The 21,083-nt window shown below is 71.1% G+C and carries 19 protein-coding genes, 4 tRNA genes and 1 pseudogene; 21 read left to right on the top strand and 3 right to left on the bottom strand.

Annotated features, from left to right (window positions below):
- Positions 1-10: 10 nt before the first annotated feature.
- Positions 11-1,057, bottom strand: coding sequence for a glucose 1-dehydrogenase (locus ACZ6NZ_RS14560; protein ID WP_465858578.1), 1,047 nt, complete (start codon positions 1,055-1,057; stop codon positions 11-13).
- A gap of 105 nt (positions 1,058-1,162) precedes the next feature.
- Between ACZ6NZ_RS14560 and ACZ6NZ_RS14555 the strand changes: the two are divergent.
- Both ACZ6NZ_RS14555 and ACZ6NZ_RS14550 read left to right on the top strand, forming a co-directional pair.
- Positions 1,163-1,759 (top strand): annotated as a pseudogene (locus tag ACZ6NZ_RS14555) (NADH-quinone oxidoreductase subunit C); the annotation flags it as partial.
- 398 nt (positions 1,760-2,157) lie between these two features.
- Entirely contained in the window at positions 2,158-3,120 is a 963-nt protein-coding gene (locus ACZ6NZ_RS14550) for a complex I subunit 1/NuoH family protein (protein WP_366612802.1), read from the top strand.
- 675 nt (positions 3,121-3,795) lie between these two features.
- Here the strand turns inward: ACZ6NZ_RS14550 and ACZ6NZ_RS14545 are convergent.
- The gene (locus tag ACZ6NZ_RS14545; protein ID WP_465858577.1) at positions 3,796-4,815 is read right to left on the bottom strand and encodes a glutathione S-transferase family protein; all 1,020 of its coding nucleotides are present in this window, start codon (positions 4,813-4,815) and stop codon (positions 3,796-3,798) included.
- Positions 4,816-4,904: 89 nt separating this feature from the next.
- Here ACZ6NZ_RS14545 and ACZ6NZ_RS14540 point away from each other — a divergent pair, with 89 nt between their 5' ends.
- The 9 genes from ACZ6NZ_RS14540 (at position 4,905) to ACZ6NZ_RS14500 (ending at position 14,327) form a co-directional block, all read left to right on the top strand.
- Entirely contained in the window at positions 4,905-5,333 is a 429-nt protein-coding gene (locus tag ACZ6NZ_RS14540; RefSeq protein ID WP_465858576.1) for an ester cyclase, read from the top strand.
- Positions 5,334-5,417: 84 nt separating this feature from the next.
- Complete coding sequence (locus ACZ6NZ_RS14535; RefSeq protein ID WP_465858575.1) at positions 5,418-6,023, top strand: NuoI/complex I 23 kDa subunit family protein; 606 nt, start codon at positions 5,418-5,420, stop codon at positions 6,021-6,023.
- 25 nt (positions 6,024-6,048) lie between these two features.
- Positions 6,049-6,603 (top strand): NADH-quinone oxidoreductase subunit J family protein, encoded by a 555-nt coding sequence (locus ACZ6NZ_RS14530; protein ID WP_366612806.1) that lies wholly within the window; start codon positions 6,049-6,051, stop codon positions 6,601-6,603.
- The gene (nuoK, locus tag ACZ6NZ_RS14525) at positions 6,600-6,962 is read left to right on the top strand and encodes an NADH-quinone oxidoreductase subunit NuoK (RefSeq protein WP_366612807.1); all 363 of its coding nucleotides are present in this window, start codon (positions 6,600-6,602) and stop codon (positions 6,960-6,962) included. The genes ACZ6NZ_RS14530 and nuoK overlap by 4 nt, the downstream gene beginning before the upstream one ends.
- A complete protein-coding gene (locus ACZ6NZ_RS14520) occupies positions 6,959-8,890 on the top strand; it encodes an NADH-quinone oxidoreductase subunit 5 family protein (RefSeq protein ID WP_465858574.1) in 1,932 nt (643 codons plus the stop codon). Before nuoK ends, ACZ6NZ_RS14520 begins: the two co-directional genes overlap by 4 nt.
- Before the next feature lie 58 nt (positions 8,891-8,948).
- Positions 8,949-10,454, top strand: a complete 1,506-nt coding sequence (locus tag ACZ6NZ_RS14515) for a complex I subunit 4 family protein (RefSeq protein ID WP_465858866.1) — start codon at positions 8,949-8,951, stop codon at positions 10,452-10,454.
- Positions 10,451-11,938, top strand: coding sequence for an NADH-quinone oxidoreductase subunit N (locus ACZ6NZ_RS14510; protein WP_465858573.1), 1,488 nt, complete (start codon positions 10,451-10,453; stop codon positions 11,936-11,938). Before ACZ6NZ_RS14515 ends, ACZ6NZ_RS14510 begins: the two co-directional genes overlap by 4 nt.
- Positions 11,939-12,054: 116 nt before the next feature.
- A complete protein-coding gene (gene htpX / locus ACZ6NZ_RS14505; protein ID WP_124858758.1) occupies positions 12,055-12,930 on the top strand; it encodes a zinc metalloprotease HtpX in 876 nt (291 codons plus the stop codon).
- Positions 12,931-13,067: 137 nt separating this feature from the next.
- Entirely contained in the window at positions 13,068-14,327 is a 1,260-nt protein-coding gene (locus tag ACZ6NZ_RS14500) for an MFS transporter (protein WP_465858572.1), read from the top strand.
- A gap of 191 nt (positions 14,328-14,518) precedes the next feature.
- Here the strand turns inward: ACZ6NZ_RS14500 and ACZ6NZ_RS14495 are convergent, their stop codons facing one another.
- Positions 14,519-15,013, bottom strand: a complete 495-nt coding sequence (locus ACZ6NZ_RS14495; RefSeq protein WP_124774541.1) for a YajQ family cyclic di-GMP-binding protein — start codon at positions 15,011-15,013, stop codon at positions 14,519-14,521.
- Between the two features lie 147 nt (positions 15,014-15,160).
- On the opposite strand from ACZ6NZ_RS14495, the gene ACZ6NZ_RS14490 reads away from it, so the two are divergent.
- From ACZ6NZ_RS14490 to ACZ6NZ_RS14445, 10 genes are all read left to right on the top strand, one after another.
- Positions 15,161-15,244, top strand: a tRNA-Tyr gene (locus ACZ6NZ_RS14490).
- A gap of 81 nt (positions 15,245-15,325) precedes the next feature.
- Positions 15,326-15,484 (top strand): hypothetical protein, encoded by a 159-nt coding sequence (locus ACZ6NZ_RS14485; RefSeq protein WP_465858571.1) that lies wholly within the window; start codon positions 15,326-15,328, stop codon positions 15,482-15,484.
- A gap of 20 nt (positions 15,485-15,504) precedes the next feature.
- A complete protein-coding gene (locus ACZ6NZ_RS14480) occupies positions 15,505-15,762 on the top strand; it encodes a hypothetical protein (protein ID WP_465858570.1) in 258 nt (85 codons plus the stop codon).
- A gap of 1,053 nt (positions 15,763-16,815) precedes the next feature.
- Positions 16,816-19,347 (top strand): putative bifunctional diguanylate cyclase/phosphodiesterase, encoded by a 2,532-nt coding sequence (locus tag ACZ6NZ_RS14475; protein WP_465858569.1) that lies wholly within the window; start codon positions 16,816-16,818, stop codon positions 19,345-19,347.
- A 93-nt stretch (positions 19,348-19,440) separates the two neighbouring features.
- Positions 19,441-19,513, top strand: a tRNA-Thr gene (locus ACZ6NZ_RS14470).
- 24 nt (positions 19,514-19,537) lie between these two features.
- Positions 19,538-19,610, top strand: a tRNA-Met gene (locus ACZ6NZ_RS14465).
- A gap of 132 nt (positions 19,611-19,742) precedes the next feature.
- Positions 19,743-19,910 carry a 50S ribosomal protein L33 gene (rpmG, locus tag ACZ6NZ_RS14460; protein WP_007073056.1) on the top strand — a complete coding sequence of 56 codons (168 nt, stop codon included), beginning with the start codon at positions 19,743-19,745 and terminating at the stop codon, positions 19,908-19,910.
- 126 nt (positions 19,911-20,036) lie between these two features.
- A complete protein-coding gene (locus ACZ6NZ_RS14455; protein WP_091402433.1) occupies positions 20,037-20,483 on the top strand; it encodes a MaoC family dehydratase N-terminal domain-containing protein in 447 nt (148 codons plus the stop codon).
- 1 nt (position 20,484) lies between these two features.
- The gene (locus ACZ6NZ_RS14450) at positions 20,485-20,877 is read left to right on the top strand and encodes a MaoC family dehydratase (RefSeq protein WP_366612817.1); all 393 of its coding nucleotides are present in this window, start codon (positions 20,485-20,487) and stop codon (positions 20,875-20,877) included.
- Between the two features lie 129 nt (positions 20,878-21,006).
- A tRNA-Trp gene (locus ACZ6NZ_RS14445) sits at positions 21,007-21,079 on the top strand.
- Positions 21,080-21,083: the final 4 nt, after the last annotated feature.

Below are 21,083 nucleotides of genomic sequence, written 5' to 3'. Positions count from 1 at the left end.
GCGGCGTCGCTCAGGACGCGAACTCCAGCACCACCTTGATGTCGTCCGGCCCGGGGGTGTACGCGTCGGCGTACCGGTTCACCGGCACCCGCCGCGTGATCAGCGACTCGAGCCAGACCTGGTCCGCGCGGGCCAGCGCCTGCGCGGCCATGGTCCAGTGTCGCCGGTTGGCGTTCACCGACCCGAACACCACGTTGTTCTCCAGCACCAGCTCCCGGTTCAGCGCCCCGGCGTCGAAGTCGATGCTCCGGCCACCGCTGGACACCCCGGCCAGGCAGACGATCCCGGTGGGGGCCGCCTTGCACATGACGTCGAGGACCACTGTGGGAGCGCCGGTGCACTCGATCACCACGTCCGGTTCGAAGGGCAGGTCGTTGACCGACACCGTGTGGTACGTGGCGCCCAGCCCGGCGACCAGCTCCGGCTTCGGCCCCTCGGTGTTGCGGTCCAGCACGTGCACGGTGAGCCCGCGCTGGGTGCCGAGCAACGCGGCCAGCAACCCGATCGGGCCGGCCCCGGTCACCAGGACGGACTGCGGCTGCCACTCGGCCCGGTGCCCGATCCGCTCGATGTGGTCCCAGGCCTTCGCCACCACACTCGTCGGCTCCAACAACACTCCGACCTGGGCGAGTGTCGGGTCGAGCTTGACCGCGAACTGAGGTTCGATCCGCCAGCGGTCCCGGGCGAACCCGGGAAGCGCCTTGATGCCGTGTTCGGTGTACTGGTCGTTGCGGCACATGTCCCACTCGCCGACCGCGCAGTTGGGGCAGGGGACCGGGTCGGGGTGCCTGACGATGCCGGCCACCAGGTCGCCGGTTTGCAGCGTGCCGCTCGAGTCCTCGATCACCCGGCCCAGTGACTCGTGGCCGATGATCAGGCGTTCCGCACCTGGCGGGGCCTCGCCGTACTCCCCGGAGATGATTTCGTGGTCGGTGCCGCAGATCCCCACCGCCAGCGCCTCGACCAGAACAGAGCCCTCCTCGGCAGCCGGCTCCGGCTGATCCTCGACGAGGCTCAGCGAGTTGGCGACCCCAGGTTTCACCGTCACAGCGCGCACACCCTCATCTTTCCCCGCTGGCGCGTACGCCGGGCCCAAAGCCGGCAGATCGCCGGGCATCGGCGGCGGCCAGGTGCGGCCTCGGCCGGCACTAGGATCAGCGGCATGACTCCCGAAGAGGTCGGCGCTCGACTGGTCGCGCTGCTCGCGCCGGCTGAGGCGACCCCGTCGGTCTCCGGCGGGCAACGGTTCGCCCGGGCCACCGTCGACGTGCCACCCACGAGTTGGCTCACCGCGGTCTCGGCCGCCCGCGACGACGCCGAGCTGGCCTGCGACTTCTTCGACTGGCTCTCCGCCGTCGACGAGTTGGCCGAGGGCTTCGACGTGGTGGCGCACCTCTGGTCGACGCGACTGCGACACGGCCTGCTGCTGCGTACCCGGTTGCCGCGCGAAGCGCCCACTGTCGCCTCGGTGGTCGACGTCTACCCCGGTGCCGCCTGGCACGAGCGGGAGACGCACGAGATGTTCGGCATCGACTTCGCCGGGCATGGGGAGTTGCTGCCGCTGCTGCTGCCGCCGGAGTTCGAGGGTCACCCGCTGCGTAAGGAGTTCGTGCTGGCGTCGAGGGTGGCGAAGCCCTGGCCGGGTGCGAAGGAGCCGGGCGAGTCCGAGGCCGGCGCCGGGCGTCGACCGATCCGCCCGCCGGGCGTACCCGCTCCGGGCGAGTGGGGTCCCACGCCCACCCCGGCCGGCGCCGGCGGAGTGGGGGAGGGCCCGCGTGGCGGCACCCCGGCCAGACCGGCCCGTGAGCGTCCGGCGCGGCCCGCCCCGGGGGCCCGTCCGGCGCGTACTCCCCGACCGGTCGGCGCCACCGACGGCCCGACCCCCGCCGACCAACCCGCGCCCGACGCAGGCCCGGCCACACCCGACCAACCCGGCGCCGGCCCGACTGCCGCGCCCGGCGTGGCCGCACCTGACCGGCCCGTGCCCGAGGGACCGGCTGCCGCGCCTGTGCCCGGCGTTGACGGGGTCGGCCACAACGCGTCCGGCGTGGCCTCATCGGGCAGGCCCGACGAGGACCCGGCCACCTCGGGTGGCGAGCCGGTCGCGGACCCGCCGGGCCGCGACGACCGGAGCGACCACGACGGGGGTACGGCCTGATGCCGCTCTGGGTGGAGCTGGTGCTCCGGATCGGCGGCGTGGTGGTCGCCTTCCTCACTCTGCCGTTGCTTGTCGGTCAGGCCGAGCACAAGGTGATGGCGCACATGCAGGGTCGGCTCGGGCCGATGTACGCGGGCGGCTTCCACGGCTGGGCTCAGCTGGTGGCCGACGGGGTCAAGTTCGTGCAGAAGGAGGACATCACCCCGCGCGAGGCGGACCGGGCGGTGTTCCGGCTGGCGCCGGCGGTGGCCCTGGTGCCCTACCTGCTGGTGTTGCTCGTCATTCCGCTCGGTCCGAACGACCTGGTCGGGCAACCGTTGGACATCGGCCTCTTCTTCGTGCTGGCCGTGGTCGGCGTCGGGGTGGTGGCGGTGCTGATGTCGGCGTGGGCGTCGGCCAACAAGTACAGCCTGCTGGGCGGCTTGCGGGGGGCGGCCCAGCTGCTCGGTTACGAGCTCCCGCTGGTGCTGGCCGCCGCGTCGGTGGCGATGGCAGCCGGCACGCTCAGCCTGTCGGGCATCGTCGAGGCGTGGCAGCCGTGGTGGCTGCTCTGGCAGGCGCCCGCGATGATCATCTTTTTCGTCGCCGGGCTGGCCGAGATCCGTCGACCACCGTTCGACATGCCGGTGGCCGACTCTGAGCTGGTCTTCGGGTACATGACCGAGTACACCGGTCTGCGGTTCGCGTTCTTCCTGCTCGCCGAGTACGTCGGCATCGTGGTGATCGCCGCGCTGACCACTGTGCTGTTCCTGGGTGGGTGGCAGGGCCCGTTCGCCGACGAGCAGTTGGGCTGGCTCTGGACGCTGCTCAAGATTTTCGCGGTCTCCTTCGTGATCATCTGGCTTCGGGTTTCCTACCCCCGGCTACGCGAGGACCAACTCCAACGCCTCTGCTGGCTGGTCCTGGTCCCGGCCGCGCTGGCGCAACTGGTCCTAACCGCAGCCGTCCGCATAGCCCTGTAACCCCGCCCCGCCCGGCCTCACCCTGCCCTGCCCTGCCCGGCTCGCGCCCTGCCCGCGCCCCGTCGCGCGGGTCTGCGCGGCCCGGGTCTGCGCGGCCCGGCCCTGCGCAGCCCTGCCCGGCCCTGCCCGGCCCTGCCCGCGCCCCGTCGCGCGGGTCTGCGCGGCCCTGCCTTTCCGCCCTGCCCTGCCCTGCCGTGCGGGCCTCGCCTCGCCTCGCCTTGCCCCGTCCCGCGCGCCCCGCCGCCCCTGCTGCGTCGATCATGGAGTTGTGGTGGGTGACAAAGTCCCCGAAAAAGCAGTAATCCGGGCACCACAAATCCATGATCGACGGGGTTGAGAGGTCACCGAACCGCGATCTTGCACTTACTGTGCCGACATAAGGGGCGTAGTTCTCGAATCGACATCCGAAACTGCAAGATCGGCGAGGCGGGGCGGGGTGAGGCGAGGCGGGGCGGGGCGGGGCGGGGCGAGGCGAGGCGAGGCGAGGCGAGGCGAGGCGGGGCGGGGCGGGGTGAGGCGGGGCGGGGTGAGCGGGGCGGGGCGAGCGCGGGGCGGGGTGGGGCTGGGCGAGCGCGGGGGCGGGGGGCGGGGACGAGCGTGGGGCGCGGGCGGGGGCCGCGCGGGCGGGGCGCGGGGCGGGGGCGGGCGGGCGCGGGGGCGGGGCGGGGTTGGTGTTTAGGGGAGCGGGGTGTGGGTGGGGTCTACGGGCTCGACCGGGGGTGGGGGCGGGGTGCCGTCGCCGAAGGGGCGGCCGCCCAGCGCTTCCCGACCATGCGGGGTGAGCCAGTTGGACAGGTCCGGGCCGAGCGGCACGATCCCGGTCGGGTTGATGTCGCGGTGCACCTCGTAGTAGTGCCGCTTGATGTGGTCGAAGTCGATGGTGTCGCCGAAACCGGGAGTCTGGAACAGGTCCCGGGCGTACGCCCACAGCACCGGCATCTCGCTGAGTTTCTGCCGGTTGCACTTGAAGTGGCCGTGGTAGACCGGATCGAAGCGGACCAGCGTGGTGAACAGCCGCACGTCGGCCTCGGTGATGGTGTCGCCGACCAGGTAACGCTGGTCGGTCAACCGCTCGGTGAGCCAGTCCAGCCGGTCGAAGAGCCGGTGGTACGCCTTGTCGTACGCCTCCTGGCTGCCGGCGAACCCGCACCGGTAGACGCCGTTGTTGACGTCCCGGAACACCACGTCGTTGACTTCGTCGATCTGCTCCCGCAGGTGCTCGGGGTAGAGCTGCGGGGCGCCCTCGCGGTGGTACGCCCTCCACTGCGTGGACAGGTCCAGGCTCATCTGCGCGTAGTCGTTGGTCACCACCTGCCCGGTCGGCACGTCGACGATGGCCGGGACGGTGATGCCGCGTTCGTAGCCGGGGAAGCGCTTGAAGTACGCCTCCTGGATGCGCTCGATGCCGAGCACCGGGTCCCGGCCGTCGGGGTCGAGGTCGAAGGTCCAGCTCCGGGCGTCGTGGGTCGGGCCGGCCACCGCCATCGAGAGGGCGTCCTCCAGACCGAGCAACCGCCGCACGATGATCAGTCGGTTGGCCCACGGGCAGGCCCGGCTGACCGCCAGCCGGTACCGGCCCGGCTCGACGGGGTATCCGTCGCGCCCGTCCTCGGTGATCCGGGTGGCGATGTACCGCTGGTCGCGGGTGAACTCGCCACCCGGCTCGACGTACTTGCCGCCTGTTTCCTCGCCCACGTCAGCCTCCCGGTCGTGTTGCTGCCCTGCTCCCCATCCTTACCGATCTCCGACCGATCGACGCGGTGAGCCCGGATACCCTCGCCGGCATGACGGATGTGGAGGCGGCGGCCCGGCGGTTCATCGCCGATGTGTGGAATGCCCGCCAGGAGGAGTCGGCGTACGAGTTGGTCGCCGAGGAGTGCCCGGGGCTGGGCGGCACCGGGCCGGAGGCGACGTTGGCCTGGCACCGCGAGCGTCGGGCGGCCTTCCCGGACCTCCGCTACAAGATCGTCGACGTGGTCGCGGCCGGCGAGCGGGTGGCGGTGCACTGGCGGGCGGCGGGCACCCACGCCGGGCAGTTCGGGCCGGTGCCGCCGACCGGGCAGGTGGTCAGCTACTCGGGGGCGACGTTCCTGCGCTTCGACCCCGCGGGCCGGATTGTCGAGGTGTGGAGCTGCACCGAGTTGTTCCAGTTGCTGCAACAACTGGGTGTCGAGATGCTCCCACCGGCTGTCGTCGGCGGACCTGGGGCGTGAGCGGGCTGATCTGCGGGTGACAGGTGGGCCCTGAGGTCGTCGACCTGTGGGTGGTGGTCGCGCGCGCAGTGGCCACAGGGCAGGATGGTCCACATGAGCGACCCCAGCGAGCACGGCGACACCAGCGGGCGCGGCCTCCCCGGCGCGGGCCTGGTGAAGGGGCTGGCGGTCACCCTCAAGACGATGACCAGCCGGTCGACCACCCAGCAGTACCCCGATGTGGCCCCCGAGCTGCCGCCCCGTTCGCGTGGCGTGATCGCGTTGTCGGAGGAGAACTGCACGGTCTGCATGCTCTGCGCCCGGGAGTGTCCGGACTGGTGCATCTACATCGACTCGCACAAGGAGGAGGTGGTGGTGCCCGGTGCCGCCCGCCCCCGCCAGCGCAACGTGCTCGACAAGTTCGACATCGACTTCTCGCTCTGCATGTACTGCGGCATCTGCATCGAGGTCTGCCCGTTCGACGCGCTCTACTGGTCACCGGAGTTCGAGTACGCCGAGTACGACATCAAGGACCTGCTGCACGACAAGGACCACCTCGGTCAGTGGATGGCCACCGTTCCGCCGCCGCCCGCGCACGACCCGAACGGCGAGCCGGCCAAGGAGGAGACCTCCGCCGCGCGCAAGGCGGCCGCCGCACGTCCCGCTCCTCCGGCGGTACGCTCCGACGCCGACCAGGACCCGGCGTCGTGAGCGCCCCGGCCGCAAGGGCGCTCCGGTGACCGGCGCGGACGTGCTGCTGCTCGCCCTCGGCGCGGTGGCGGTCGGTGCCGGCGTGCTGGTGGTGACCACGAAACACCTGGTCCGGGCCGGGCTGTACCTGGTGGTGTGCCTGGGCGCGTTGGCCGGTGACTTCCTGGTGCTCAGCGCCGAGCTGGTGGCCTGGGTGCAGGTGCTGATCTACGTGGGCGCGGTGGTGGTCCTGCTGCTGTTCGCGGTGATGCTGACCCGGGCTCCGATCGGCGCTTCCGACGACCTGGACCGGCCGGGCTGGCCGGCCGCGCTGATCGGCGGCGGCGCCGGGCTGGGGCTGGCCGCGCTGCTGGTCGACGCGTACCGCTGGAGCACGGTCACGTTGCCTGACGCCGGCACCGCCGAGCGGCTGGGCGAGCAGATCTTCCAGTCCTGGGTGCTGCCGTTCGAGGTGCTGTCGGTGCTGCTGCTCTCCGCGCTGGTGGGCGCGATCGTGCTGTCACGGCCGGACATCGGCCGTGCCGCCCCGCGACGCGACGCAGGCGACCTGGTCGACAGCGAGCCCGGGGGGCGCCGGTGAGGCCGGTCATCCCGTACGTCACCGCCGCGCTGCTGTTCGGTCTCGGCGTGTACGGCGTACTGCGCCGACGCAACGCGGTGCTGGTGCTGATGTCGGTCGAGTTGATGCTCAACGCCGTCAACCTGATCCTGGTCACCGCGGACACCACCGCCCGCGCCGTGCTTCCGCACTCGGGGCAGGTCTTCGCGTTGTTCGTCATCGTCCTCGCCGCCGCCGAGATCGGGGTGGGGCTGGCGATCGTCCTTCAGCTCTACCGGTTGCGGGCGACCGTCGCGGTGGATGACGTGCCGCTCACCGAGTCGGCGGATCCCTCCGCCGGGCGTGAGCCGGTCGTCGCGGACTCGGAGGCCGGCCGGTGACCGGGCTGCTCGGGGCGCTGCTGCCCGCCGTACCCCTGGTGGCCGGGCTGCTCGGTCTGCTGCTGCCACCGGCCCCTCGGCGCGACAGCGCGACCGGCGGCGACCGGGCCCGGTCGACCGCCGTGACGCTCGGCGTCATCGGTGCGGCCGGCGCGCTGGCGTTGGCCGTCGCTCTGCTGTTCACCGTCGACGGGCCGACGGAGACGTCGACCACCTGGGTCGACTTCGGTGGGCTCGCGGTGACCCTCGGCGTACGGCTGGACGGCGCCGCCGCGCTGGTCGCCGTGGCGGTCACCGCGGTCGCCCTGGCCGTGCAGGTCTACTCGATCGGCTACCTGCGGCGCGGTCCGCACGACGACGTCGACGTGGACCACCGCTACCCGCCCTACGCCGCCCAGATCAGCCTCTTCACCGGTGCCATGCTGCTGGTGGTGGTCGCCGGCGACCTGATCATGCTGTTGGTCGGCTGGGAGGTGATGGGCCTCTGCTCGTACCTCCTGATCGCCCATGACCGCCGACTGGCCGCCGCCCCCGCAGCCGCCATGAAGGCGTTCCTGGTGACCCGGGTCGGTGACGTCGGGTTCCTGCTCGGCATCGCGCTGCTGGGTGTGTCGACGGGCAGCTTCCGGATCGCCGACGTGCTCGCCCACGACCATTCCGGCGCGACGTTGACCGCTGCCGGCCTGCTGCTGCTCGCCGGTGTGGCCGGCAAGAGCGCGCAGTTCCCGCTGCACACCTGGTTGCCGGACGCGATGGCCGGCCCGACCCCGATCTCCGCGCTGATCCACGCCGCGACGATGGTCGCCGCCGGGGTGTACGCGGTGGCCCGGCTCTACCCGCTGTTCACGGCCGCGCCGGTGACGTTGACAGTGCTGGGGGTGCTCGGCGCGATCACGCTGCTGCTCGGCGCGCTCGCCGCCACCGCCCAGGACGACATCAAACGCGTGCTGGCCTGGTCGACGGTGTCCCAACTGGGTTACCTGACCGGCGCGCTGGCGGTCGGTTCGCCGTCGGCCGCGCTGTTCCACCTGCTCACCCATGCCGCCTTCAAGGCGCTGCTGTTCCTCGCCGCCGGTGCCGTGATCCACGCCGTCGGCACCACGTTGATGTCGGAGATGGGCGGGCTGCGGCGCAGCATGCCGGTGACGTTCTGGTGCACCGTAGTGGGCCTGGGCGCGTTGGCCGGGGTGCCGCCGTTGGCCGGTTTCTGGAGCAAGGACGGCGTACTGACGGTCGCCGAGTCGGCCGCGCTGGAGGGCACCGGGCCGGCGCCGTCCTGGGTGGGCTGGATCGTCTGGATCGCCGGGCTGGTCGGCGTGGCGGTCACCGCCTGGTACGCGGGTCGGCTGCTGCTGCGCGCCTTCTTCGGCACCCCGCGCCTGCCCCTGGTCCAGCCGCACGACCCGCCGGCCGTGCTGCGCTGGCCGGTGCTGCTGCTGGCCGTACCGGCCGCGCTGCTCGGTCTGGCCGGGTTCGTCGGGGCGTTCGCCGACCGCCTGCGGTTCCCCACCGTTCCGGTGGCGGGCTCCGAGGACGGCCTGGTCCACCTGGGGCCGGGGGTGCTGCTGCCGCTGGCGTTCCTGCTGTTCGGCGCCGCGCTGGTGACGCTGGGCTGGCGGCGCGACCCAGCCGCCGACCCGGCCGCCGCGCTGGGTCCGCTGCGGCCGGTCTTCGCCCGCGCGTTCCGGCTCGACGACGTCCAGCACACTCTCGTGGTACGTCCCGTCCGCGCGCTGGCCCGCGCCGCGCGCACGGGTGACGAGGTGGTGGTGGACGGCGCGGTCGAGGGCAGTGGGCGGGCCGCTTCCGGTCTGGGCGCGGGGCTTGCCGCGCTGCACCGCGCGGCGCTGCCCCGGGCCGCCGCCGGCGTACTGGCCGGTGCTCTGCTGATCGGCCTGGCCGCCGCCGTGTTGGGAGTTGTCCAGTGAGCGCGAGGAGTGAGCCGGGTTTGCGAGCCCCGCAGTCGCGAACAGAGGCGGTCCAGTGATGGTGGGGCAGGGGTTGCTGGTCGCGGTGCTGGTGCTGCCGGCGCTGGGCGCGGTCGCGGTGGCGGCGACGCCCCGGGACCGGGCGGCCCGGCTGGTCGGTACTGTCGCGGCGGCGTTGACCCTGCTGGCGGCGGTGCCGCTGGTGTTCGGCGGGCGGGGCTGGGTCGCCTGGTCGGCGGACGAGCCGGCGGTGCGCCCGTGGCACCAACTGGACCTGCCCTGGGTGCCCGGTCTGGAGTTGCGCTTCCACCTCGGCGTCGACGGCATCTCCTGGCCGCTGGTGGTGTTGACCGCGCTGCTCACGTTGCTCTGCTGCGCGTACACGATGTGGCGGGTCCCGGACGGCGGCAGCGGCCGGGCGCTCGTCGCGCTGCTGCTGGTGGTCGAGGTGGGCATCCTGGGCACCTTCCTCGCCCTGGACCTGGTGTTGTTCTTCCTGTTCTTCGAGGTCGTCCTGCTGCCGATGTACGCGATCATCGCCGGCTGGGGTGGCGCGGACCGGCGTCGGGCGGCCCGGAAGTTCGCCCTCTACACGCTGTTCGGCTCGGTGCTGCTGCTGGTCGGCGTGTACGTCGTGGTCGCCGCCGCCGGCACCGCCGACCTGGTGACGCTGACCGGTGGCGCGGGAATGTCCCGGGGCACGCAGTTGGCCGCGTTCACACTGCTCGCGTTGGCGTTCGCGGTGAAGAGCCCGCTGTGGCCGTTGCACTCCTGGCTGCCCGACGCGCACACCCAGGCACCCACCGTGGGCAGCGTCGTGTTGGCCGGTGTGCTGCTCAAGATGGGCACGTACGGCCTGATCAGGGTCGCGGTGGGGGTGGCGCCGGAGGGCGCCCGTTGGGCGGCGCCGGTGCTCGGCGTGCTCGCCGTCGCCGCCATCCTGATCGGCTCGCTGGTCTGCCTGGCCCAGTCGGACGTGAAACGGCTCATCGCGTACTCCAGCGTGGGGCACATGGGCTTCGTGCTGCTGGGCGTCGCGACGCTGACCACCGTTGGCATCCAGGCGGCGTTGATCGGCAACGTGGCGCACGGAGTGATCACGGGTCTGCTGTTCTTCCTGGCCGGGGCGGTGAAGGACCGTACCGGCACCGGCACCCTCACCGAACTGTCCGGGCTGCGGGAGACCTCGCCCCGGTTGGCCGGTCTGCTCGCGTTCGCGGCGATCGCGTCGCTGGGCCTGCCCGGCCTGGCCGGTTTCTGGGGCGAGGCGTTCGCGGTGATCGCCGCCGTGCAGGTGGGCGGCCCGCTCTGGACCACCCTCGGGGTGCTGGCGGCGGTCGGTGGGGCGCTCACCGCCGCGTACTTCCTGCGGTTGCTGCGCCAGGTCACCCACAACCGGCCGAGCCCCGCCGTCGGTCGGGTCGGCCCTGGCCTGGCCGGGGCGGAGTTGACCGCCTGGGTGCCGCTGGTACTGCTCGCGTTGGCCATCGGCCTGGCGCCGACGCTGGTCCTCGGCGTCGCCGAGGCTCCCGTCGACGCCCTGATCGGGGTGGTCAAACCATGAACGTCGTGCAGAGCGTGGACAGCGTCGCGCTGCTGCCGGCCTACCTGGCCGCCGGCACGGCCGTGCTCGTGCTCATCACCGATCTGCTCGTGGCCCGGCCACGGGCCACCATCGCCGTGGCCGCGCTCGGCGCGCTCGGCACCGCCGTCGGCTCCGCGCTGGTCGGGGCGGGTGCCGAGCGGCGGACGTTCTGCGTGGGCGCCGACTGCTCCTGGATCTTCGGCGGTCGGGCGGCCCTGATCGCCGTGGTGGTCGCGCTGCTCACGGCGGGCGTGCTCGGGCTGTCGGTGCCCGCGCTACGGGCCGGGCGGTCACCGGTCGGGGAGTACGCCTTCCTGTTGGCCTGCTCGATGACCGGCGGCGTGGTGCTCGGCGCGGCCGGCGACCTGATCACGCTGATCGTCGCGCTGGAGACGCTGACCCTGCCGCTGTATGTGCTGGTCGGCCTGCGCCGGGGCAGCCTGGCGAGCGCCGAGGCGGCGGTGACCTTCTTCGTGGTCAGCGTGGTGGCGACCACGCTGACCCTGCTCGGCGCGGCGCTGCTGTACGCGGTGACCGGTGGGCTGCACCTGGACCGGCTCGGCGCGTTGATCGCCGAACAGCCGCAGTTGCGGGACCTGCCGTTGACCACGGCCGCGGTGGCGGTGCTGCTGGTCGGCCTGGCCTTCAAGGTGGCGGCGGTGCCGTTCCACGCCTGGGCCCCGGCCACCTACGACGGCGCGCTGCTGCCGGTGGCCGCGTACCTGTCCACAGCGTCGAAGCTGGGCGGCCTGGTCGCCCTGCTCGCTGTGGTGCAACGGGCGCTGCCGGCGGACCAGACCGGTCCGGTGCTCGCCCTGCTGGCCGTGCTCACCATGACCGTCGGCAACCTGGTCGCCCTGCGTCAGCGGCGGACCGTCCGGCTGCTCGCCTGGTCGTCCGTCGCGCAGGCCGGGTACATCCTCGCCCCGTTGGGGGCGTTGGCGCTGGCCGCCGGACGCACGGACGAGGCACGGTCCGCCGCGTACGCGGCCGCCATCGCGTACGCCGTCTTCTTCGTGGTGTTGGAGCTGGCCGCGTTCGCCGCAGTGACCGCGCTGCGGCCGGCGGGTGCGGACGGCGGCACGCTGGACGACCTGCGCGGGGCAGCCCGGCGGCACCCGTGGCGAGCCGCGGCGTTGGGTCTCGCGCTGGTGGGTCTGGCCGGTCTGCCGCCGGGGCTGGCTGGCCTGTTCGCGAAGGTGACGGTGGTCCGGGCGCTGCTGGACGGTGGCGCGGCCTGGCTGGCGCTGGTGGTGGCGCTGAACGCCGTGATCGGGCTCGCCTACTACCTGCGGGTGACCGCCGCGCTCTGGGCGCCGACGCCCCTCGCCGCCCCGAACGTCGGCGGTGCTGCGGCCGTACCCGTGATGGGTGTGGTGGGGGTGGTGCTGGCGGTGGCGACGGTGGCCGCCGTGGTGCTGGGTGTCGCCCCGCAACTGGTGCTCGACCTGGCCGGACGTTGACCTGACCTGCGACTTCGGTCTCAGTGAACTCTCAGCGTTGTAACGGATGGTTGGCGGGTACCGGGTTGTTGAACCGGTCAGCGGATCCCGGCGATCCGTGCACCGAAGGAGACATTGTGCACCACAACCGTCTGAAGACCGCAGCGCTGCTTGGCCTGCTCAGCGCCCTGATCCTGGCGGTGGGCTACTGGTTCGGCGGCAGCGGTGGCCTGGTCATCGCCGTCGTCGTGTCTCTGGTCATGAACGGCGTCACCTACTTCTACTCCGACAAACTCGCACTGCGCTCGATGGGGGCGCAACCGGTCACCGAGGCGCAGTTCCCCGAGCTGTACCGGATGGTCCGGGAGTTGGCCACCGACGCCCGGCAGCCGATGCCGCGGCTCTACGTCAGCCCCACCGCGCAGCCCAACGCGTTCGCCACCGGCCGAAACCCGCAGCACGCGGCCGTCTGCGTGACCCAGGGCATCACCGAGATCCTCGACTACCGTGAGTTGCGCGGCGTGATCGGGCACGAGCTGTCCCACGTCTACAACCGGGACATCCTGATCTCCAGCGTGGCGGCCGGCCTGGCCAGCATCATCACCCTGCTGGCGAACCTCGCCTTTTTCATCCCGTTGGGCGGCGGGGACGACGAGGATCGGCCCAACCCGGCGGTGCTGCTGCTCACCCTGATCCTGGGCCCGATCGCGGCCACGGTGATCCAGTTGGCGATCAGCCGGAGCCGCGAGTTCCAGGCGGACGCCTCGGGCGCCGAGCTGAGCCGCGACCCGCTGGCCCTGGCCAGCGCGCTCCGCAAGATCGATGCGGTGGCCCGACGCCGGCCGTTGCCGGCCCAGGGGCAGCTCACCAGCACCGCCCACCTCATGATCGCCAACCCGTTCCGGGGTGGCGGCATGGCGGCGCTCTTCTCCACCCACCCCAAGATGGAGGACCGCGTCGCCCGGCTGGAGCAGATGGCCCGCAACTCGGGGCCGGTGCAGTTCCAGCGCTGACCCGCTGAAACACCGCCTCCGCCCGTACCCGGCCACGCCAGGTACGGGCGGAGTGCTGCATTTCCGTTGTCTACCGGCCGAGTGATGGCGTTAGGGTCATAACGGCTCACGCTCGTTACATCCTCGGGAGGTTCACGGTGACCGCGCTGCGTCAGTACCTGGGTGTCTGGCGGATCCCCGGCGCGCCCATGCTGCTGATCACCGGCATCATCGGGCGGCTCGGAATCGGCATGACCCCGCTGGCGCTGCTCCTGGTCGTCGAGCAGGTGACCGGGCGATACTCGCTGGCCGCCATCGCCGGCGGCATCTACGCCCTCGCCGGCGCCGCGCTCAGCCCGGTGGCCGGCCGCATCGCCGACCGGGTCGGCCCCAGCCCGGTGCTGCTGCTCACCGCCGTGGCCCACCCGCTGGCACTCATCGGGCTGCTGCTGGCCAGCCGCTCCGGCGACGACGCGCTCCCCGTCATCTACCTCGCCGCAGGCGTGGCCGGCGCCACCTACCCGCCGCTGAGCGCCGCCATCCGAGGCGCCTGGAACGACCTGACCGGCCCCAACTCCGGCCGATACCACCTCCGCAACACCGCGCTGGCCGCCGAGACCACACTGTTCGAAATCGTCTTCGTCATCGGCCCACTGCTCGTCGCCGGCTTCGTCCTCGTCGCCGACGCGGCGGCCGCGCTGATCGGTGCGGCAGTGGTCACCCTGGTCGGCACGACCGCCGTGGCCCTCGGGCGGGTCATGCGCGGCTGGCGTCCGCACCCGCAGGAACACCACGCGCGCGGCCTCGGCCCGCTCCGGGTCGCCGGCTTCCCGGCCCTGCTGATCTGCGTCGCCGGCCTGGGCATCGCGTTCGGGGCCGCCGGGGTGATCGTGCCGGCGTTCGCGAGCGACCACGCCACCGGCGACCCGGAGAGCCTCGCCGGCGTCCTGCTCGCCGTCTGGGGGATCGGCAGCGCCATCGGCGGGCTCTGGTTCGGCGTCCGCAAGCCAGCACCGAACATGACCCGACAGTTCGCCCTGCTGCTCGCCGCGCTGGCCGCCACCTTCGCCGTCTTCGCGGTGATGCCCAACCCGCTCGCCCTGGGTGTCGCGCTGATCGCCGGCGGGGCCACCATCGCGCCCGCGCTGACCCTGGAGAACACCCTGGTCGGCCGGATCGCCCCGACCGGGATGTTGAACGAGGCGTACACCTGGGTGGTCACCGTCGCGGTGGCGTCGAGCGCCGCCGGCGGCTCGGTGGCCGGCGTGATCGTCGACCACGCCGGCGGCGTCCGCTGGGCGTTCCTGTTCGCCGGGGCGGCGGTCGCCGTCGGGGCCGCGGTCGCCGCACTGCCCACCGGGCCCATCGCCCGCGCGGAAACCACCGCGGTACGCGCCGAACACCCCGTCCCCGCCTGACCGCGTGGGCGGCCTTACGCCCCGGCCTTTTCGCTCGCTGGCCGCCGCGGGTGACCCTTGCTTTGATCCACTCGGATTCCTGGAAGTCGCGGTGTTCCAGTCACCCGGATGCCCTGGCTTTCAGGAACCCGAGTCGATCTCTCCCGGACGCGCTCCGTCCGGGAGCGGTGGCGGCTCGCGGTGTCCGATCCTCAGCGGTAGTTGTTGAACTGGAGAGCGACGCCGAAGTCCTCGCCCTTGAGCAGCGAGATGACGGCCTGAAGGTCGTCCCGCTTCTTGCCGGTCACGCGCAGTTGGTCACCCTGGATCTGCGCCTGCACACCCTTGGGGCCCTCGTCGCGGATCTTCTTGCTGATGGCCTTGGCCTTGTCCGTCTCGATGCCCTGGATCACCTTGCAGTCGATCTTGAAGATCTTGCCCGACGGGCGCGGCTCCCCAGCATCCAGCGACTTCAGCGAGATGTTCCGCTTGACGAGCTTCTCCTTGAACACATCCAGCGCGGCGCGGACGCGCTCCTCGGTCTCCGCCTGAAGGCCGATCGCCTCCTCGCCGGACCAGGAGATCTCAGCGCCGGTGCCGCGGAAGTCGAACCGCGTCGCAAGTTCCTTCTCCGCCTGCCGAAGGGCGTTGTCGACCTCCTGACGGTCAACCTTGCTCACGATGTCGAACGACGGGTTCGCTGCCATGCTTCTGCTCCTGCTGTCCGGCGGTCTGGGCCTGCCGTCGGCCGCCGACCAGCGGCACGACCCCCTGACCGTACCCGGTTGCGTGGGTGCCGGGGGGAGCCGCTATCCTTGCTTCCGCCGCCGCGTTACGACGCGGTGGGGTGCCCTGGCGGGTTGCCCGAGCGGCCAATGGGAGCGGACTGTAAATCCGTCGCGAAAGCTTCAGAGGTTCGAATCCTCTACCCGCCACCAGGTGCAGACACGGCCCCTGACCAGCAGAGATGCTGGTATCAGGGGCCGTTGTCGTTGATCTAGCCGAGTCCGGATCGGCTCATGCGGTCGATCAGCGAACGCGCCCGCTGGCGCTCCGATCTGTTCGCCGCCAAGGACCGGGCCGCGCAGCGATCTCCAGATCTTTCGGCAACTCAGCACAGCGCACAGCACGGCGGCGACGACACCATGAACGACAAGATCAGTGGCGCCCTCGGTTGAGTTGCCCGACAGTGCGGACTATGGATCGGGATGAGGCTCGGGAGTTGGCTACCGCTGAGTTCGTCAGACGGATGCGAGCAGGGAAACCCAGGGGTGGGTTCCGGATTGAGGACTGGCATGTCGGCGAGCCGTACGAGGAAGAGCTGCGAGCACTCACTGGTAAGAAGCCCTTCCTCATCGTCGACTTCGTTCCTCAGGGTGACGCCGAGCTCCAGGGCTACCGCAAGCTCGGCATGGCGGTGGACCCAGAGACGGGCGAGCTAGACATGCTCCGATGACGAGACGCGGAGCACCGCCAGCAGTGGGCAGCTAGCGACACGAGCGCGTTCGTCGACTGTCCCTCTTCCGGATGCTGCTCCTGGCTGTCGTGCCGCCGGCGAGACGGCGAGCTTCCCGACGAGGTCCGCGCTCCTCACGCTGCCGCGTATCCGCCTGGGCGGCCGGATCCGTGGCCGCCGAAGACGGGAGTGCCGAAGCGTAGACGGCCAAACGGCCGGTCGATGGCACGGTTGGTTCCGCGTCGGTCACCTCCCGCCCGGCCAGCGAGGAGCCGGAGCTCGTCGATGCCGGGGCGCGTGCCGTGTTCCGGGCATCACGGTGACACCCTCCGGTCGCCGCGTTGGTGGCGAAGTTGGCACCACGCAGCGCTTCTTATAAGGATCCATCGATACGATACGCGATCCTAGCTGCGCAGATACTGACCACGGCCGGTGCTCGTCCTGCTCTCCACCCAACTGAAATGAACCCGACGAGGTACTGGCGGGATGGCGAGGAGGCGGTATGGTGGTCGATGGCCGGATCGGAGGCGCACGGGTGCCGGGGGCTGTGGAGGCGTTGCTGACGGTGACTGTCGAACCGGATGTGGCGAGTCCCTCCGGCTAAACCCGAATTGTGTTGAAGGTCGTATTCGACGCTGCGTGAAGCGGTTAAGCGCCCTACAGGCTTCTGGTCTGGTCCGGTGCGTTGGGGGCGGTAGGCCGAACGGCGGGAAGTAACAGACGGTGGGGCCAGTCGGGCTACCGCCACTTCTCTGGCTGCCCGCGCTGTGGCACGATCGTGGAACCTCCATCAACGCTGTACATCTCCCGACAGGAGCGATCATGTCTGGTCGAAGGCTAGGCCGACTCGGTGGGTCTCTCCTCCTTGTTCTTGCCGCCGCCGCCATCGTGGCCTTCCCCGCCGGCCTCTTTGACAGCAACACAGGCGGGGCTCAGGCCATCGATCTCATCTGGACCGTCGTTCCGGAAGGCGCTACCGTCGGCAGTGGTCGCTGACTGGCTCAGCTCATCCCCATCCAAGGGCGGTAAACCGCAGGCGCCGTAGGGAGCGGTATGGCTCCGCGTGATCGATCGCGACGCCGTTCGGCGGATCGCGCCTGGTTCATCACCGCGCCGCTGGTGTTCTTCGCAGCGATCTGTTCCATGGTCACCGGGCTGGTGTCATCCCAGCCCTTCGGTGACTGGCTTCTCGCGCTCCTGCTGTTGGTCGCCATGGCCGGCGTGGGTATGCCGGTGCTCAACTTCGTCGTCCGGCGGCAGTCGTTCGGCATGACATTGACCGAGATTCCGCTGGTTCTGGCGCTGTTTCTGCTGCCACCGCTGACCGTCGTCGTGATCTACACGGTGGCGTCCATGCTCACGCAGACACGGCACCGGTTCGCGCCCGTCAAGTTCTGGTTCAACGTGGCCAAGGCGGCCGCCGGCACCTCTCTCGCCGTTCTCCTCCTTCAGGCGCTACCGCCCTCGAACGAGGTGGACGACCCCGGCACCTGGCTGAATCTCTTCGCGGCCGTGACCGCGGTGATCCTCGTCAGCCTCGCGGGCATCGTCGGCGTGCACACCCTCCTACAGGGTTGGCAGGCGGGACGGGACTCTCTCCGCACCGCACGTCCGGCTCTGCTCACCGCGGCGATCAACGTCTCGCTCGGTCTGATCATTCTGATCGCCGTCACCACCACCTGGTGGTCGTTGGTGCTGCTGGCCGCCCTCGGTGCGGCACTTGTTCTGGTCTACCGCTCCTACGCGGAGTTCTTCCGGCAACACCGGACACTGGCCGCCATGTACGACCTGACCCGCGCGATCGGGGAGCGGGGCCAGGACGGCGCGCTCGTCGATGCTCTCCTGGGTCGGGTGCGGGCCCTGATGCAGGCCGAGTACGCGACCCTGTGGCTGCCGGCGCTGGGCCGTCATCCCGAGGTGCTGCTCACTGCCCGGGTCGATGATCCGGGTCTGTTGGACGTCGTACGGACGCCGGCTTCTCTTCGTCAGCGCGCCGCGGACGAGGGGCGGACCATCGCGGTGGGGCGGGCCTTCGACGAGGAGTCGAACGAGCGGCAAGCCCTGAGTGAGGGCAAGATCAAGGACGTCATCGTGGTGCCGCTGCGGTCCGGCCAGGCGGTCATCGGCACCCTGGAGGTCGCCAACCGGCTCAGCGACGTCGGCCACTTCACCCCGGGTGACATCCCCATCTTCGAGACCGTGGCGGCGCACGCGGCCGTGGCTCTGGAGAATTCGCGGCTGGTCGACCGGCTCCGCCACGACGCGCACCACGACACGTTGACCCGGCTGCCGAACCGGCGGCGCATCACCAGAGCCCTTGACGAATCGGTCAAGATCGGCGCGCCGGACGAGGTGGTGGCGCTGCTGCTCTTCGACGTCGACGGGCTGCGCCAGGTGAACGAGTCCCTGGGGCACGCGGCCGGGGACAAGGTCCTCACCGAGGTCGCCGATCGGTTGCGGGCCAGCGCGCCGTCGTCGGCTCTGGTTGGTCGCGCCGGTGGGGACGAGTTCCTGGTGACGCTGCGGTTGGAGAGCGCCGACGCGGCGGTCGAGTTGGCGGCCCAACTGCGCGACCAGATCCGCGACGAGATGGTCTTCGACGCGCTCACCCTCGACGTGGACACTGCCGTCGGGGTGGCCGTACACCCGGATCATGGCAGCGACGCGGCGACCCTGCTGCTTCGGGTCGACCTCGCCGCCACCGCGGCCAAGTCGGTGCCGGGCAGCGTGCAGCTGTTCAATCCCGCGCTGGAGTCCCGTTCACTGCGCCGGTTGGGTCTGGCCGGCGATCTGCGCCGAGCACTGGACCAGGACGAGCTGGAGGTCTACTTCCAGCCCAAGGTGACTCTGCGGGACCGGCGCCTGGTGGGTGTGGAGTGTCTGGCCCGCTGGGAGCACCCGGCGCACGGCACTGTCGCGCCCGAGGACTTCGTGGCGGTGGCCGAGCACACCGGCCAGTTGAGTCGGCTCACCGAGGTGGTGCTCCGGGAGGGCCTTCGGCGCAGCCGGGACTGGGCGCTGGCCGACCAGCCGTTGCCCATCGCGGTCAACCTGTCGGCCCGTACGCTCATCGACCGGCACTTCCCGGACCGGGTCCAGGAGCTGTTGACCGAGTACAAGGTGCCGGCGCAGCGCCTCACCCTGGAGATCACCGAGTCGGGGGTGCTGGACGGCACGGACCGGCCCATCCCCACGCTGCAACGGCTGCGTGATCTGGGCGTACGGCTGTCGGTGGACGACTTCGGCACCGGTGACTCGTCTCTGGCGCACCTGCGCCGGCTGCCGGTGCACGAGGTGAAGGTGGACCGCTCCTTCGTGCAGGGCATGGCGACCGACCCGGGGGACCTGGCGATCGTCAACGCGGTGGTCACCCTCTCCCAGCAGTTCGGCCTGACGGTGGTGGCCGAGGGGGTGGAGAGCGAGTTGACCCTGGAGCTTCTCCAGGACATCGGCTGCGAGATCGGGCAGGGCTTCCTGTTCAGCCGGCCGCTGCCGTACGAGCGGTTGGCTGCCTGGTTCGGGGCTCAGGTCGAGCCGGAGACGACCTCGAACGGGGAGCTTCCGCGCCTGCGTGTTGTGCCCTGAGCAGGGCGCGGACGATCACCGGGGATCCGATTTCACCTGTCGAGCCGGGCCGTGTACTCTTACTCCTGCGCGCCCCACGGGGAGATCGCGCAGGCCCCCTTAGCTCAGTCGGCAGAGCGTCTCCATGGTAAGGAGAAGGTCTACGGTTCGATTCCGTAAGGGGGCTCGAGGGTTCAGCTGGACCCATCGCAGCGGTGTAGCTCAGATGGTAGAGCAAGCGGCTCATAATCGCTGTGTCGCCGGTTCAAGTCCGGCCACCGCTACTCTCGTCTTCCGGGCTCGTTGCCGGTGGTCGTAAGAATGGGCGCTTCTGGCGCCCACTTTGCATGTCCGCGCTGTCAGCGTCTAGGCTGGCGCGTCGTAGTTGTTTCCGTTAGCGAGGAAGGCACTCCGCCGTGGCGAAGGCTACCGATGTCCGGCCGAAGATCACTTTGGCGTGTGTGGAGTGCAAGGAGCGCAACTACATCACGCGCAAGAACCGGCGCAACGACCCCGACCGCATCGAGCTGAAGAAGTTCTGCCCGCGTGACGGTCGGCACACGGTCCACCGCGAGACCCGCTGACGGCTGGCCGGCCCCGCGGCCGGCCGTTGTCGAAGCTTTCCGATCGCCGATCTGACCGGTTTGGTGCGGCTCCGCCGCCGCCTACCGATCAGGTCGGCGATTGGGCTTTCCGTGTAGGTTCGCGGCATGCCTCTGGACCCTTCCTTCGTCGGCCGGACGTATCCGCCGACCGCCCCCTACCAGGTGGGCCGAGAAAAGATCCGCGAGTTCGCCAGCGCCATCGGGGCCACCGACCCGGCCCACCACGACCCGGAGGCCGCGCGGGCGTTGGGCCACCCTGACGTGGTGGCCCCGCCGACCTTTCCGGTGATCGTGACGATGGCCGCGAGCAGCCAGATCATCGAGGACCCGGCCCTGGGTGTCGACTACAGCCGCCTGGTGCACGGTGACCAGCGGTTCGCGTACACCCGGCCGGTGGTGGCCGGCGACGAGCTGGTCTGCACCAACACCATCGAGGACGTCAGCACCAGGGGTGGGCACGGGTTCCTGACCACGCGCACCGACGTGAGCACCGTCGGCGGGGAACCCGTGGTCGCGGTGTGGGCCAGGTATGTCATTCGCGGGGAGGCGTGACATGGAGCTGCCAGCACAGACGTTTCGGGTGACCCGCGCGGACCTGGTCCGCTACGCCGGCGCCTCGGGCGACTTCAACCCGATCCACTGGAGCGAGCGGGTCGCCACCAAGGTGGGCCTGCCCGGGGTGATCGCCCACGGCATGTTCACCATGGCCCTGGTCGGGCGTGCGGTCACCGAGTGGGCCGGGTCGCCGGACGCGGTGGTCGAGTACGGCGTGCGTTTCACCAGGCCGGTGGTGGTCCCCGACGATGACCAGGGGACCGAGATCGAGGTGACGGCGCGGGTCCGTGAGGTGACCGAGGACGGTCTCACCCGGCTCGAGGTCACCGCCACCTGCCTGGGTGAGAAGGTGCTGTCCCAGGCGCGGGCAACCATCCGGACGGCAGGCTGAACCGAGCCCGCCACGCGTGGCGGAGAGACCGGTTGGGAAAGTCGGGCGGCTACCCGTACACTGGTCCGCCGTGGGGCAAGTGACCCCTGCTCGGTCGTCTGTGGCCGCGTGGGGCGAGTGTTGCCACATAGGGGTGTAGCTCAATTGGCAGAGCAGCGGTCTCCAAAACCGCAGGCTGCAGGTTCAAGTCCTGTCACCCCTGCGCC

It is taken from the genome of Micromonospora sp. NPDC047756, from assembly GCF_055587245.1.
The sequence above is the reverse complement of the archived record's forward strand: the minus strand, read 5'-3'. Positions and strand labels throughout refer to the sequence as shown.